7 protein-coding genes are annotated in these 13,993 nt (G+C 75.8%); 2 read left to right on the top strand and 5 right to left on the bottom strand.

Going from position 1 to position 13,993, the window contains the following annotated elements:
- Positions 1-24: 24 nt before the first annotated feature.
- The 5 genes from A8713_RS12040 to A8713_RS12020 form a co-directional block, all read right to left on the bottom strand.
- Complete coding sequence (locus A8713_RS12040) at positions 25-2,334, bottom strand: bifunctional glycosyltransferase/CDP-glycerol:glycerophosphate glycerophosphotransferase (protein ID WP_064533406.1); 2,310 nt, start codon at positions 2,332-2,334, stop codon at positions 25-27.
- A gap of 166 nt (positions 2,335-2,500) precedes the next feature.
- Positions 2,501-3,412, bottom strand: coding sequence for a carbohydrate ABC transporter permease (locus A8713_RS12035; RefSeq protein WP_064533405.1), 912 nt, complete (start codon positions 3,410-3,412; stop codon positions 2,501-2,503).
- Positions 3,413-3,500: 88 nt separating this feature from the next.
- Positions 3,501-4,781 carry a carbohydrate ABC transporter permease gene (locus A8713_RS12030; RefSeq protein ID WP_064537456.1) on the bottom strand — a complete coding sequence of 427 codons (1,281 nt, stop codon included), beginning with the start codon at positions 4,779-4,781 and terminating at the stop codon, positions 3,501-3,503.
- Positions 4,782-4,863: 82 nt separating this feature from the next.
- Positions 4,864-6,336 carry an ABC transporter substrate-binding protein gene (locus tag A8713_RS12025; RefSeq protein ID WP_237305354.1) on the bottom strand — a complete coding sequence of 491 codons (1,473 nt, stop codon included), beginning with the start codon at positions 6,334-6,336 and terminating at the stop codon, positions 4,864-4,866.
- A 210-nt stretch (positions 6,337-6,546) separates the two neighbouring features.
- Positions 6,547-10,164 carry an FHA domain-containing protein gene (locus A8713_RS12020; protein WP_064533404.1) on the bottom strand — a complete coding sequence of 1,206 codons (3,618 nt, stop codon included), beginning with the start codon at positions 10,162-10,164 and terminating at the stop codon, positions 6,547-6,549.
- A gap of 520 nt (positions 10,165-10,684) precedes the next feature.
- Between A8713_RS12020 and A8713_RS12015 the strand changes: the two genes are divergently transcribed.
- Both A8713_RS12015 and A8713_RS12010 read left to right on the top strand, forming a co-directional pair.
- Positions 10,685-12,481, top strand: coding sequence for a serine/threonine-protein kinase (locus A8713_RS12015; RefSeq protein ID WP_064533403.1), 1,797 nt, complete (start codon positions 10,685-10,687; stop codon positions 12,479-12,481).
- A 135-nt stretch (positions 12,482-12,616) separates the two neighbouring features.
- The gene (locus tag A8713_RS12010; protein WP_064533402.1) at positions 12,617-13,861 is read left to right on the top strand and encodes a serine/threonine-protein kinase; all 1,245 of its coding nucleotides are present in this window, start codon (positions 12,617-12,619) and stop codon (positions 13,859-13,861) included.
- Positions 13,862-13,993 lie beyond the last annotated feature (132 nt).

The raw sequence follows: 13,993 nt of genomic DNA, 5'->3' as shown, positions 1-13,993 counted from the left end.
CTCTCAGTGGCTCGCGTGGACGGCTCAGTGGCTCTCATGGACGGCCTGGGGGCCCGCGGGCGGCGGCACGGTGGCCAGCCGTGACCTGGCCCGGAGGGCCGCGGCCCGCGACGGCACCGGACGGCGCTCGGCGAGCGGCACGACGGGCGGCAGCCCGGCCGCCTCGTCCCGCTGCCCGAGCACCACATGGCGCACCACCCGCTCGGCGGCGCGCCCGTCGTCCAGCGGGCAGAACCGCTCCCGGAAGGCGGCCCGTAGCTGCGCGGAGCGGGAGCCGTGCCAGTGGCCGCCGGTGAGGATGTCGACGAGTTCGTCGGCGGTGCGGGCGACCGCGCCGGGCGGCTGGGCGCGCACGTCGAAGTAGGTGCCGCGGGCCGCCTCGTACGCCGCCCAGTCGTCGGCCAGCAGCACGATCGGGCGGTCGAGCACGGCGTAGTCGAACATGATCGACGAGTAGTCCGTGAGCAGGACGTCGGAGGCCAGGCACAGCTCCTCGACGCTCGGGTGCCCGCTGACGTCGACGACCCGGCCGCCCGCCGCCGGGGCCCGGTGCGCCGACGGGGCAGGGCCGCCGGTGAGCGGGGCCTCGGCCAGGTAGTGGGCGCGGGCCAGGACGACGAAGCGGGGGCCCAGCCGGTGCGCGAAGCGCTCCAGGTCCAGCGCGGACCGCTGGGTGCGGCGGTAGTCGCGGTGGGTCGGCGCGTACAGCAGCGCCACCACGTCGTCCGGGATGCCCAGGGACGCGCGCAGCGCCGCCACGTCCGCCGAGGTCGCCCGCTGGAAGACGTCGTCGCGCGGGCAGCCGTACTCCAGCGTGGTGTACCGGCCCGGGTAGACGCGCTCCCAGGTCAGCGTGGTGTGCCGGTTGCCGGAGACGACGTAGTCCCACTTGTCGACGCCGCGCAGCAGCTCGGCGAAGTCCATGCCGCGGGCCGCCGCCGGGTGCTCCTGGAGGTCCAGGCCCATGTGCTTGAGCGGGGTGCCGTGCTGGGTCTGCACGAACACCTGGCCGCGCCGCTTGACCAGGCGGCGGTCGAAGTTGACGTTGTTGACCAGGTACTTGGAGCGGGCCAGCGCCGTCCAGTACGCGGCCGTGCCCGGGGTGAGCCGGCGGGTGCCGGGCGGGGTGCGGCCGTGGTGGCCGGGCCGGGCGATCCACGCGGTGCGGATGTGCGGCGCCAGCGCGCGGAACGCCGCCTCCAGCGCCCCCGGACTGCACCCGTGCCCGCGCCCCCAGTACGCGGCGAACACCGCACGGTCGGCGCGCACCGGCAGGCACAGCTGGATCCGGTAGTGCGCCTGGAGCAGGGCGGCGCGCAGTGCCCGCAGGCACCGCAGGCCGCCGCCGGCGACCCGGCGGCGCAGGGTCATCGCCAGCCGCAGCCCGCGGAAGACGCGGTGCAGGCCGAGCCGGACCAGGGCGTGCCGCAGCCGGGTCCGCGGGGCGAGGCGGGCCCCCGGGCAGCGGTGCCGGCGGTAGTACGTCCGGGCCAGGCGCAGGAACTCGGCGCGGCTGCCGCGCGGCAGCCGGCCGGGGCGGGTGAACACGGTGGTGAGGTGGTCGACCATGCGCCGGAACAGCACCGGCCGCCAGGCGGCCAGTTCGGGGCGCCGGTCCAGGAAGGCGAAGACCCGGTCGTACTGCGCGAAGACATCGAAGTGGCGGCGGCTCGTGGTGCCCAGGATGCTGCCCCGGCGCCGCTGCCGGTAGTGCACGCAGACCCGGTCCAGGGTCGCGATCGACCCGGCCGCCAGCAGCGCCGGGTACGTCCAGGGCGTGTCCTCGTAGTAGCCGTCCGGGAAGGCGAGTTCCTCGCGGCGCACGAAGTCGCGCCGGTACGCCTTGTTCCAGGCCACCATCAGCACCCGCAGCAGGTCGGGGCGGTCGGCCAGCCGGAAGGGCGCCGGACCCTCCTGGCACAGCAGGCCGCCGGCCGGATCGGGCACGGGCCGGCCGGTCCAGTCGGTGCGGGCGAAGCCGTAGACCAGGACGTCGGGCTCGCCGGTCTCCTTGAGCCGGGCGGCGATCGCCCACAGCGCCTCGGGGGTGAGGGTGTCGTCGCTGTCCAGGAAGAGCAGGTACTCGCCGGTGGCGCGGGCCATGCCCGCGTTGCGGGCGGCGCCCAGGCCCTGGTTCTCCGCCAGGTGGATCGCGCGCACGCGCGGGTCGCGGGCGGCGAACTCGTCGATGATCTCCCCGCAGGCGTCCGGCGAGCAGTCGTCCACGGCGATCAGTTCGAGGTCCATGAAGGACTGGGAGAGCACGGACTCCAGGCACGCGTGCAGATACGCCTGGACCCGGTACGCGGGGACGATGACACTGAACCTGGGCAACGGGACATCCAAGGGTCGCGCGGGCGGTCGGTGCTGCCGTGCCCGGAAACGGCCGATGGAGTGAATGGGTTACGGTTCGCTACGGCATATGGGGGACCGTGGGTGAACGGAAGAGGGCGGACCGGTGCCGGTCCGCCCCCTGTGCCGTACGCGGCCGCCCGCGCGGCTACTTGACCGCGCCCGCCATCACGCCGGACACGAACTGCCGCTGGAAGGCGAAGAACACGGCCAGCGGGATCACCATCGAGATGAACGCGCCCGGCGCCAGCACGTCGACGTTGTTGCCGAACTGGCGCACCTGGGTCTGCAGGGCCACGGTGATCGGCTGGGTGCCGGACTTGGTGAACACCAGCGCGACCAGCATGTCGTTCCACACCCACAGGAACTGGAAGATGCCGAGGCTCGCGATGGCCGGCCCGCCCAGCGGCAGCACGACCCGGGCGAACAGGCGCAGTTCACCGGCGCCGTCGAGGCGGGCCGCCTCCAGCAGTTCGCGCGGGATCTCCGCGAAGAAGTTCCGCAGCAGGAACACCGCGAACGGCAGTCCGAAGCCGGTGTGGAAGAGGATCACCCCGAAGACGGTCCCGAACAGGCCGATCTTCCCGAAGAGTTCGGCGATCGGGATGAGCGCCACCTGCACCGGCACGACCAGCAGGCCCACCACGGCCAGGAACCACCAGTCGCGGCCCGGGAACTCCATCCAGGCGAACGCGTAGCCGGCCAGCGAGCCGACCACGACCACCAGGACCGTCGCCGGGACGGTGATCAGGGCGGTGTTGAGCAGGGAGTGGGTGATGTCGCCGTTCTCCAGCAGCTTCCGGTAGCTGCCGAAGGTCAGCTGGGAGGGCCGGGTGAACACGGTCCACCAGCCGCTCGCGCTCATGTCCTCCGGGGAGCGCAGCGAGGACAGCAGCAGCCCGATCGTGGGGACCAGCCAGAACAGGCCCACCAGGATCAGGAACACCCGCACCACGCTCCCGCCCGCGATCTCCGCGAGCCGGGAGCCGAGCGGGCGACGGGCCCGCGCGGGCGGCGCGGCGGGCACCGCCCGCGCCTCGGTGACCGCCTCGGCCGTCATCGCCGCACCTCCCGCCGCAGTCGCCTCATGTTGCTGTGTCCATCCGGGGGGCGACCCCCGGACCCCCGGCAGAACGTGTGGGATGCCCTCATCGCCGCACCTCCCGCCGCAGCCGCCGCATGTTGAACACCATCACCGGGATCACCAGGAGCAGCAGGAACACCGAGATCGCGCTGGCCACGCCGGGGCGGCCCTCGGAGAAGCCCTTGCGGTACAGCTCCAGGGCCAGCACGTTGGCGTCGTCCTGCGAGGAGCCGGGCGCGATGATGAAGACCAGGTCGAAGATCTTCAGTACGTTGATCATCAGAGTGACCGCGACGACCGCGAGCACCGGCGCCAGCAGCGGCACGGTGATCCGGCGGAACACCTGCCACTCGTTGGCCCCGTCCACCCGGGCGGCCTCCAGCAGCTCCCGCGGCACGCCCGCGAGCCCCGCCGCGATCAGCACCATGGCGAACCCGGCCCACATCCACACGTACGCGCCGATGATGGCCGGGGTGACCAGCGACGGGCCCAGCCAGTCCACGCCGTTGTACGGGGCCTTGAAGTTGTCGGCGGGCAGCCGCAGCAGGGCGCCGTCGGCCGCGGCGGGCAGCGTGAAGGTGCCGTCGGCCGCGGCCTTCGTGCGGGCCACCACCGAACCGCCCTTGACCGCCTCGATCCGCATGCCGTCGTAGCCCAGTTCGGACGGGTCGACCGCGCCGGGCCTGCCGACGCCCTTGCCGCGGGTGAAGTCCTGCCAGGCGGTGCCGGTGATCTTCCCCGGATCGGCCGTCGCCTCGACGGCCCGCTTCGCACCGTCCGGCATCTGGTCGGGGGCGACCCCGACCAGCGGCAGCGCCACCGGCCGGCCGGTGTGCACCGGCTCCGTGGTGAGGAAGCCGCCGTGGTCGGGCCTGAGCGGCGAGTCGCGGCCCGGGTGGGCCTTCGGGAACGCCGAGGACCGCGCGAACGTGTCATGGACGCCGACCCACACCGCGTTGGCGACGCCCTTGTCCGGGTCCTGGTCGTAGACCAGCCGGAAGATGATCCCGGCCGCGAGCATCGAGATGGCCATCGGCATGAAGACGACCAGCTTGAACGCCGTGCCCCAGCGCACCCGTTCGGTCAGCACCGCGAAGACCAGCCCGAGCGCGGTGGCCACCGCCGGGGCGGCCACCACCCAGATGATGTTGTTCTTCAGCGCGGTGCGGATGCCGTCGTCGGTGAACAGGGCCCGGTAGTTGTCGAACCCGGCGAAGGAGTCGCCCGAGGAGTCGTAGAAGCTGCGGACGAGCGAGTACCCGATCGGGTAGACCACGAGCGCGCCGAGCAGTACCAGGGCGGGCAGCAGGAACAGCACCGCCACGGTCCTGCGGGTGCCGGTCACGCTCTTGCGCTTCGGCGGAGGGGCGGAGGGGGACGCGGTGCTCCCGGCGACCCCCTCGGCGGCGGCCGGCGTCATCGCCGGATCAGCTCCCGCCGCCGTACGCAGCCGCCGCGTCCTTCTCCAGTCTCGCCTGGGCGCCCGCGACGTCCGACGGGTTCTTCAGGAAGTCCTGGAGGTCCTTCCACTCGCCCTTGCCGGGCGTGCCGCCGAACGCCTGCGGGGCCTGGTCGGACATGTCGAAGCGGAAGTCGTCGCCCGACGCGACCAGCGCCTTGGCGATCTTGCGCTGCACGTCGTTCGGGTACGCCGACTCCGGCACGTTCTTGTTCGGCGAGAGATAGCCGCCGAGCTTCGCCTGGATGGTCGCCGCGTCCGACGAGGCCAGGAAGGTGACCAGGGCCTGCGCCGCCTTGGAGTCCTTGAAGACCACCGCCGCGTCGCCGCCGGAGACCACCGGTGCGCTCGCGCCCACGGCCGGGAACGGGAACACCTTGGCGTCCGTGCCCACCTTCGCCTTGGTCTCGCCGATGTTGACCTGCGCGAAGTCGCCCTCGTAGACCATGGCGGCCTTCGGCTGGTCGCCGCCGGTGAAGGTCTGGGTGACCGACGCCGGGAACTCCACCTGGAGCGCGCCGCTCTGCCCGCCCGCGACATAGTCCTTCCTGGACCAGATCTGCGCGAGCGTGGTGAGGGCCTGCCTGACGGACGGGTCCGTCCACTTGATCTTGTGCTGGGCGAGCTGGTCGTACTTCTCCGGGCCCGCCTGGGACAGATAGACGTTCTCGAACCAGTCGGTGAGGGTCCACCCGTCGGCGCCGCCCACGGAGAACGGGGTCACCCCGGAGTCGTAGACCGTCTGCGCGGTGGCCAGCAGGTCCTTCCAGGTCTTGGGCTCGCCCGCCCCGGCGTTCTCGAAGACCTTGGCGTTGTACCAGATCAGCGACTTGTTGGCGGCCTTGTAGTAGGCGGCGTACTGCTTGCCGTCGACCTTGCCGATGTCCTGCCAGCCCTGCGAGTAGTTCTTGGCGAGCTGCGCCTGTGCCTCGGCGCCGAGCGGCTTGGCCCACTTCTTCTCCACGGCCTGCCTGACGGCGCCCGGCTGCGGGAGCAGTGCCACGTCCGGCGGCTGGCCGCCGGCGATCTTCGAACCGAGGAAGTTGACGATCGGGTCCTGCGCGGGGACGAAGGTGACCTTGGCGCCGGTGCGCCGGGTGAACTCCGCGAGGACCTTCTTGAAGTTGGCCTGCTCGGCGCCGGTCCAGACGGCGGCGACCTCCAGGGAGGCGCCGTCCAGCCTGGGCAGGGTGACGGTGGCGCCGCTCCCGCCGTCCCCGCCGCTGCTGGGGCTCGCGTCGGTCTTCTTGTCGTCGTCCGAACCGCCGCACGCGGTCAGGGAGAGCGCCAGCGCCCCGGCGACGGCGACCGCCGCGAGCCTGGCGGAGGATCGGGTGGTGCGGCTGGTGCGGCTGGTGCGGGTGGACCGGCTGGATCGGGTGGTTCGGGTGGTGGACCTGGCGGACCGCACGGTCCGGATGGTGCCGCTCGTGCTGCGCATCACTGCCCCGTTCTTCGTCCTCGTCGAACGTCCGAGCACTGTCCCGTGGTGCACTGTCCTACGCCGGGGCCCGCGGGTCGGCAAGAGCGCCCGGCACGTCAACGCCCCGATCGTGACCAGGTCGTGACGGCGCGTCAGCGCAGTTCGAGAGGGAATCGCGCGCGGCTCGCCGGGGCGACGAGCCGCACCGGAGCGGCGCTCGCGATTCCCTCAGATCAGGGACGGCACCCGGGCCGCCGACACCTCACGCGCCGCCCGCTCCAGCGCGCTCGCCAGCAGCGCCAGATCGGTCGGGCCGTTGCCCAGCTCCCGCACCGAGCGGCGGGTGGGCGGATCGCCCATGCGGTGCCAGTCCAGCGGCACCACCGTGGGGCGCTGGGTCGCGGTGCGCGGGATACGGCCCGTCACCCGGCCGCCCTGGAAGGGCGTCGCCCGCCCGTCGGCGGTGGTCAGCCGGCCCCGCCCCGGCGCCGGGCTGCCCGCGGCCTCCGGGCCGGGCGCGCCCGCCGGGGCGCTCCCGCGGCCGGACACCGGCGGCTCCAGCAGGACGCGCAGCGTGGCGCGGCGGACCGGTTCGGTCCGCTCCGTCCGGCCGCCCGGCGCGGTGGCCGCCACCAGATGGACGCCCAGCCGCTCGCCCTCCCGGGCCACCGCCTCCAGCGCGCGGACCACCGAACCGGCGGCGGGCCGGCCGGGCGAACCGAGCGCCGGGGAGACCAGGGCGTCCAGATCGTCGACGACCACCACCAGCCGGGGCAGCGGCGGCGCCGCCTCGGCCCGCGCCCGCGCCGCCGCGGGCCGCAGCCGCAGGGTGGAGCTGGGCGGCGTGTCGAGATCGGCCGCTCCCGCCCCGGCGCCCGCCGGGGTGCCCGGGGGCGCGGTGCGCTGGGCGACGACCCGGCCGCTTCCCGTCCGCCGCCCGTGCCAGGCGGCGAAGTCGGTTATCCCCAGCAGCTCCGCCCGCCGCTTCAGCTCGGCGCTCAGCGACTGCGCGAACTCCCGCATGCGCACCGGGTCGTTGGCCGTGAGATGGGTGGTCACATGCGGGACGTCCGTGCACACCCGCAGGCCCTCGGCAGGTCCGCCGGTGCCGGTGCCGTCGCGGCCGTCCACCAGCACCACGCCGAGCCGGTCGGGACGCTCGGCGGAGGCCAGCGAGGCCACGACCGAGCGCAGCAGCTCCGTACGGCCGCTGCCCGCCGGTCCCTCGACGAGCAGATGCGGTCCGTCGGCCACCAGGTCCGCGCAGACCGGCCCGCGCGGACCGGCCCCGAGTATCGCGCAGGCCCGGCCGCCCACGGCCCCGCTGTCGTCGTCGGCGTCCGCCCAGCGCGCCTGGAGGGACGCCGGGGTGGCACGGGCCAGCCCCAGCTCGTCCAGCAGGCGGGCCGACAGCGGCAGCGGGGCCGACACCCGCGCGGGCCGGTTCCCCTCCGCTCCCTCCGGCCCGTCCGCCGGCCGCAGCGGCGCCAGCGCCCGCGCGAACCGCTCGGCCCAGGCCGGGGAGACGGCGTCGAGCACGGCCACGGTGCCCGGAGCCACCGGCCCGCGCGCCCGGCCGTCCGCGCGCGCCACCCGCATCAGGTGCAGCGCCGTCGCCACGTCGCCGCTGAGCAGGGCGACGGCCCCGCACTCCCGGAACACCGGCGACACCGCGCACGCCGCCTCGTACGTCTCCGTCACCGGCGAGGTGGGCGAGGCGGCCGCCGCCTCCGCGAGGCAGACCACGTGGATCCCGGCCCGGGGGCCCTCCTGTGCCAGCCGGACCAGCGCGTCGCGCACCGTGGCGCCGCCGGGGTCGCCGTCCACGACGACCACCGTGTACGGCCCGGTGTGACCGGCACCGGCACCGGTGGCCTCCTCGTCCCGCGCCCAGGAGGGACGGCGGGCGGGCGGGACGGAGGCGGGGCCGGCCTCCGCCGGGGTGCCGGGGGCGGAGTCGGCCGCGGTCCGCGGTGCGGGCACCGCTTCCGGCGCGTACGGCGTGATCGCCTCGGCTCTTCCGGCTCCCTCGGCGGGTGCCGCCCGGCCGGTGGCCGGATCCGCGGCCCGGTCCGCGGCCTGGCCCGTCGCTCGGTCCGTGGTCCGGTCCGTGGTCCGGTCCGGGGTCCGGGTGTCCGTGAGGTGGTCCTCCAGGCGGCGCAGCAGTTCGCCGGTGCGGGCCGCCGCCTGCTCGCGGTCGTAGGCCAGCAGGAGCCGGCAGTCCTGGCCGTGGCCTGGACGCACCTGGGGGAGCCAGCCGAGCCAGGACCACTCCGCCGCGCGCTCCTGCGGCGAGCGGGCCCGGTCGGTGCTGAGCAGCACGATCTCCAGCGTGCCGGGGGAGTGCAGCGCGGCGAGCTGGGCCAGCACCGCGCGGGCCAGCCCGGACAGGCGGGCGCGCGGCCCGGCCAGGCCCAGCGCCCCCACCTCGCGCAGGTCCGCGGTCACCGGCACCGCGGGCAGCGGCCGCCCCGAGCCGTCGGGGGCCGGCCGGTCGGCCGTGCCCAGGCGCACCGTGAGCGCCTCGGGGTGGCCGGGACCGCGCTCCCACAGCCGGGGGCCGGGGCCCAGCGCGGTCAGCAGCAGCGCCGCCGGGTCCGGCCAGGTCTCCGGCAGCCGGCCGGCCGTCCCCGTCCCGGGCACGGCCGGGTCGGGCAGGCCGGCCGCCTCGGCGTCGTAGCCGTCGCAGCCGCCGTAACCGTCGTACGCCTCGTCGCGGGCCTCCGCCGGTTCGCCGCGCCCGCCGGTCAGCCGCCGCGCCCAGGCGCCCAGCCCGCCGCGCCTGCGCAGCCCCTGGGGCACGTCGGTCCCCCGGAGGGGCGTGCCCTTGCGGCCGCTCCCGCCGAGGCCGCCGTCCGGAGCACCGGCCCGGTCCGCCGGATCGCCGTACTCCGCCGGATCGCCGTACTCCGGGTGGGCGCCCGGTTGGGTGGCCGGCCGGCCGGTGGCTCCGAAGCGTCCCGCGTGGGTGTCCCCGCCGCGGCTCTCGATCCGCGGCGCGCCGCCCTGCGCGGGCACCACGGTGGGGTCGGAGGGGGTGTGCGCGGGGGCGGCCCAGGCGGCGGTGCCGGTGCCGGACGTGGTCACCGCGCCCGCGGGCGCACCGCCCTCCGGGTGGTCCGCGGCGCCGTCCCCGGCTCGGGCGTGCGCCGTGTGCGCCACGCGCGCGTGGCCCTCGCCGTCCGGGGCCGTCTCCAGGCGGTCGGCGGGGCCCGCCGACGGTGTCAGCCGCAGGACCGACTCGCCGACGCGCAGCAGCGCGCCGGGGACGAAGCGGACCGGGCGCGGGTCCACGGGCCGGCCGTCCAGCACGGTGCCGTTGGTGGAGCCGAGGTCGGCGACCGAGACCCGGCCGTCCGGGGCCAGGGTGACCGCGCAGTGCACGCGGGACACGTCGGGGTCGTCGAGCGGGACGTCCGCGTCGGCGGAGCGGCCGACCGTGATCTGGCCGCCGTGCAGCAGATGGACACCGCCCGCGTCCGGACCGGCGACCACATGCAGCCGGGCCGGGGCCTCGTCCAGCTCGGGGTGCGGCTCGGGCTGGGCGGGGGCGCCCACGGACAGCACCGCGCCGTCCAGCAGCGGGGGCTCGCCGAGCGTGCAGCGCTGGGCGTCCAGCCGGTCCGCGCCCGCGTACAGCACCACCGGTCCGGCTCCCGGCTCCCGGGCGCCGCGCTCGGACGCCGCGCCGCCGTCCCCGGCGACGGCGGCGGCCAGGGCGGACGCCACCGCGGCAAGGGCCGTGCCCGCGGGGGCCGTGACCAGCACGTCTCGGCTCGCGGCGCGCCCTGGGGCCATGGGGGAGGGCGGGCCCAGCGGGTCTACGACGGTCAGCCGGATCTGCATCGCCGTCAGCGGTCCCTTCTGCGCGGGCGCCCGCGAACGGGGGAGGGACGATGCCGCTCCGCGGCCCCCCAACCGCGGACATTCCCCCCACCGCCGCACGGGCACGTCGGCCAGTACTGGGGGCATCCTCGCACCTGCCACTGACACCGCGCCCGCCGCCCACCGCGAAGTGATCTTGAATGGTCGGCTCTGCCCCCAAAAGTGCCTGGCCGATGCCCCGTGGCCGACCGTTTGAGATCGGTCACGTCCGCTTTCCGGCAACCTGAGGGCCCCGATCGGACGTCTTGCCTTCGAACGACGACAGCGGACGACGACAGCGGACGACGGCGTCGGACAGCGGCGTCGGACAGCGGCGTCGGACGGTGGGACCGGACGGCGGCAGCGGCATCGGACAGGTCACCGACGGTGTCGCCGCCCGGCACCGCGGCGGAGCCGGGCACCGGATCTCCGACAGGCCGGTGCCGGGCAGGACGGCACTACAGTGTGTCGGAACGTAGGCAAGCGACAGGGAGCGCATGACGTGCGGCCGGTAGGCAGCAAGTACCTCCTGGAGGAACCGCTCGGACGCGGCGCCACCGGGACCGTCTGGCGAGCCCGCCAGCACCAGAGGGCCGGAGCCGAGGCGGCCGTGCCCGGCCAGCCCGGCGAGACCGTCGCGATCAAGGTCCTCAAGGAGGAGCTGGCCAGCGACGCCGACATCGTGATGCGCTTCCTCAGAGAGCGCTCGGTGCTGCTCCGGCTCACCCACCCGAACATCGTGCGGGTGCGCGATCTGGTCGTCGAGGGCGATCTGCTGGCGCTCGTCATGGACCTCGTCGACGGCCCGGACCTGCACCGCTACCTGCGCGAGAACGGCCCGCTCACCCCAGTCGCCGCCGCGCTGCTCACTGCCCAGATCGCCGACGCGCTCGCCGCGAGCCACGCCGACGGCGTGGTCCACCGGGACCTGAAACCGGCCAACGTGCTGCTCAAGCAGGACGACGGCCGGATGTACCCGATGCTGACCGACTTCGGCATCGCCCGGCTGGCCGACTCGCCCGGACTGACCCGCACCCACGAGTTCGTCGGCACGCCCGCGTACGTCGCGCCCGAGTCCGCCGAGGGCCGCCCGCAGACCTCCGCCGTGGACATCTACGGCGCCGGCATCCTGCTGTACGAGCTGATCACCGGGCGCCCGCCGTTCTCCGGCGGCTCCGCCCTGGAGGTCCTGCACCAGCACCTGAGCGCCGAGCCGCGCCGCCCCTCCACCGTGCCCGACCCGCTGTGGACGGTCATCGAGCGCTGCCTGCGCAAGAACCCGGACGAGCGGCCGAGCGCGGAGAGCCTGGCGCGCGCCCTGCGCGTGGTCGCCGAGGGCGTCGGCGTGCACGCGAACGCCGCGCAGATCGCCGCCGCCGACGGCGTCGGCGCGCTCCTCGCCCCCGATCCCGCGCCCGCCACCGTGCCCGCGCCGGACGGTGTGCCCGGCGCCGCCGATCCCACGACGGTGCTGCCGCAGGGCGCGGCGGGCGCGCCGCCGGCGTACGACCCGAACGGCGCGACCAGCGTCCTGCCGCACACCGGCGGCCCGCAGGGCCCGGACGGCGTGCCCGGAGCGGCCGACCCGACCACGGTGCTGCCGCAGGGCGCGGCGGGCCCCACCCGCGTGATGCCGCCCGTGCCGCCGGGTCAGCAGAGCCAGCAGGGACAGCACGGCCAACAGGGGCAGCACGACCAACAGGGACAACAGGGACAACAGCCGGAGGAGCCGCACCCCTGGCAGTCTCAGCTGCGCGCGGCCCGCGACCGCAACGACCAGACGCAGGTCCAGTACCTCGACCCGGCCGAGGACCCGCTGCGCCGCCGCCCCCAGCGGCAGGTCGCCCGGCCGCAGCAGCAGCCGCCGCAGCGGCGCCCCCAGGGCCCGCCGCAGTCGCAGCAGCCCGGCTACGGCTATCCGCAGCAGCCCGGCCAGGGATATCCGCAGGGGCAGCAGCCCCGGTACGCGACCCCGCAGCCGCAGCAGTACGCCCCGGCCCCGCAGCAGCCGCCCCGCGAGCCCCAGCGGTACGCGCCGCCGCCCGCCCCCGAGCCGCAGCGGCCCGCGCGCGAGCCGAGGGAGCCGCGCCGGCGCGGCGCGAACCCGATGAAGATCCCCGGGCTCGGCTGCCTGAAGGGCTGCCTGTTCACGGTCGTCATCCTGTTCGTCGCGGGCTGGCTGGTGTGGGAGCTGAGCCCCCTCCAGAGCTGGATCGGGACCGGCAGGGGCTACTGGGAGCAGCTGGGCGACTGGTTCGGCCGGGCGGCCGGCTGGGTCAAGGACCTCGGCCGCGGTTGAACCGGTGCATGGCGGCCGCCGTCGACGCGGGTTCATGGATTTGTCGACACCCGGCGGGTGATTTCGGCCGCCGCGGTGAAGGTCGCCCCGCCGGACGCGTAGTTTTGTCGGCAACACGCGTCTGTAGGAGCAGTCTTGGCACGGAAGATCGGCAGCCGGTACACCGCGCACCAGATCCTGGGGCGGGGCAGCGCCGGGACGGTGTGGCTGGGCGAGGGACCGGACGGGCCCGTCGCCGTGAAGCTCCTGCGCGAGGACCTCGCGTCCGACCAGGAGCTGGTGGGCCGCTTCGTGCAGGAGCGCACGGCCCTGCTGGGCCTCGAACACCCGAACGTGGTCTGTGTGCGCGACCTGGTGGTCGACGGCAACGACCTGGCCCTCGTGATGGACCTGGTCCGCGGCACCGACCTGCGCACCCGGCTGGAGCGCGAGCGGCGGCTGGCGCCCGAGGCGGCGGTGGCGATCGTGGCCGACGTCGCCGACGGGCTGGCCGCCGCGCACGCCGCCGGGGTCGTGCACCGGGACGTCAAGCCGGAGAACGTCCTGCTGGACATGCAGGGCCCGCTCGGTCCCGGCGGTGCCCACCCGGCGCTGCTGACGGACTTCGGTGTGGCCAAGCTCATCGACTCGCCCAAGCGCACCCGCGCCACCAAGATCATCGGCACGCCGGACTACCTCGCCCCGGAGATCGTGGAGGGGCTGCCCCCGCGCGCGGCGGTGGACATCTACGCCCTGGCCACGGTCCTCTACGAGCTGCTGGCCGGCTTCACCCCGTTCGGCGGCGGCCACCCCGGCGCGGTGCTGCGCCGCCATGTCACCGAGACCGTGGTCCCGCTGCCCGGCATCCCCGACGAGCTGTGGCAGCTGATCGTGCAGTGCCTGGCGAAGGGGCCCGCCTCCCGGCTGCGCGCCTCCGAGCTGGCGGCCCGGCTGCGCGAGCTGCTGCCGCTGCTCGCGGGCATGCCGCCCCTTGAGGTGGACGAACCGGACGCCGACGCCGCCGGGGACGGTGCGGACGAGGCGCCCGAGGAGACGGCGGCACCGGCCGGGGACCGGGCCCGCCGCCGGGGCGCGGTCCCGCTGGTGCCCGGCGCGCAGCCGGACTCCAACCGCGACACCCACACCTCGATGCGCGTGCCCGCGCCGGACGAGCTGGCCGGCGGCGCCCGCGGCACCGCCCGCGCGCCCCGGGCGCCGGGCGCGCCCCGCCCCGGCTCGGCCCGCCACCGCACGGCCGCCCGGCGCCGCCGGATCACGCTGAGCGTGGCCGGTCTCGTGCTGGTGGGCGCCGTGGGCGCGGGCGCCTGGTGGGCGTCCTCGGGCGACGACGCGGACGGCCCGGCCCGGGACACGGAACACTCGGCGCCCGCCGCGCCCTGACCCCGCGGGTTCCCGGCGCCCGCCGCGCCCTGGCCTCGCGGGTCCGGCGCCTTCCGCGCCCTGGCCTCGCGGCCCCGTCGCCTTCCGCGTCCGGCCCCGTGGGTTCCCGCCGCCCGCCGCGCCCCGGCCCCG

The sequence above is a fragment of the Streptomyces sp. SAT1 genome (assembly GCF_001654495.1).
Classification (GTDB): domain Bacteria; phylum Actinomycetota; class Actinomycetes; order Streptomycetales; family Streptomycetaceae; genus Streptomyces; species Streptomyces andamanensis.
The sequence above is the reverse complement of the archived record's forward strand: the minus strand, read 5'-3'. Positions and strand labels throughout refer to the sequence as shown.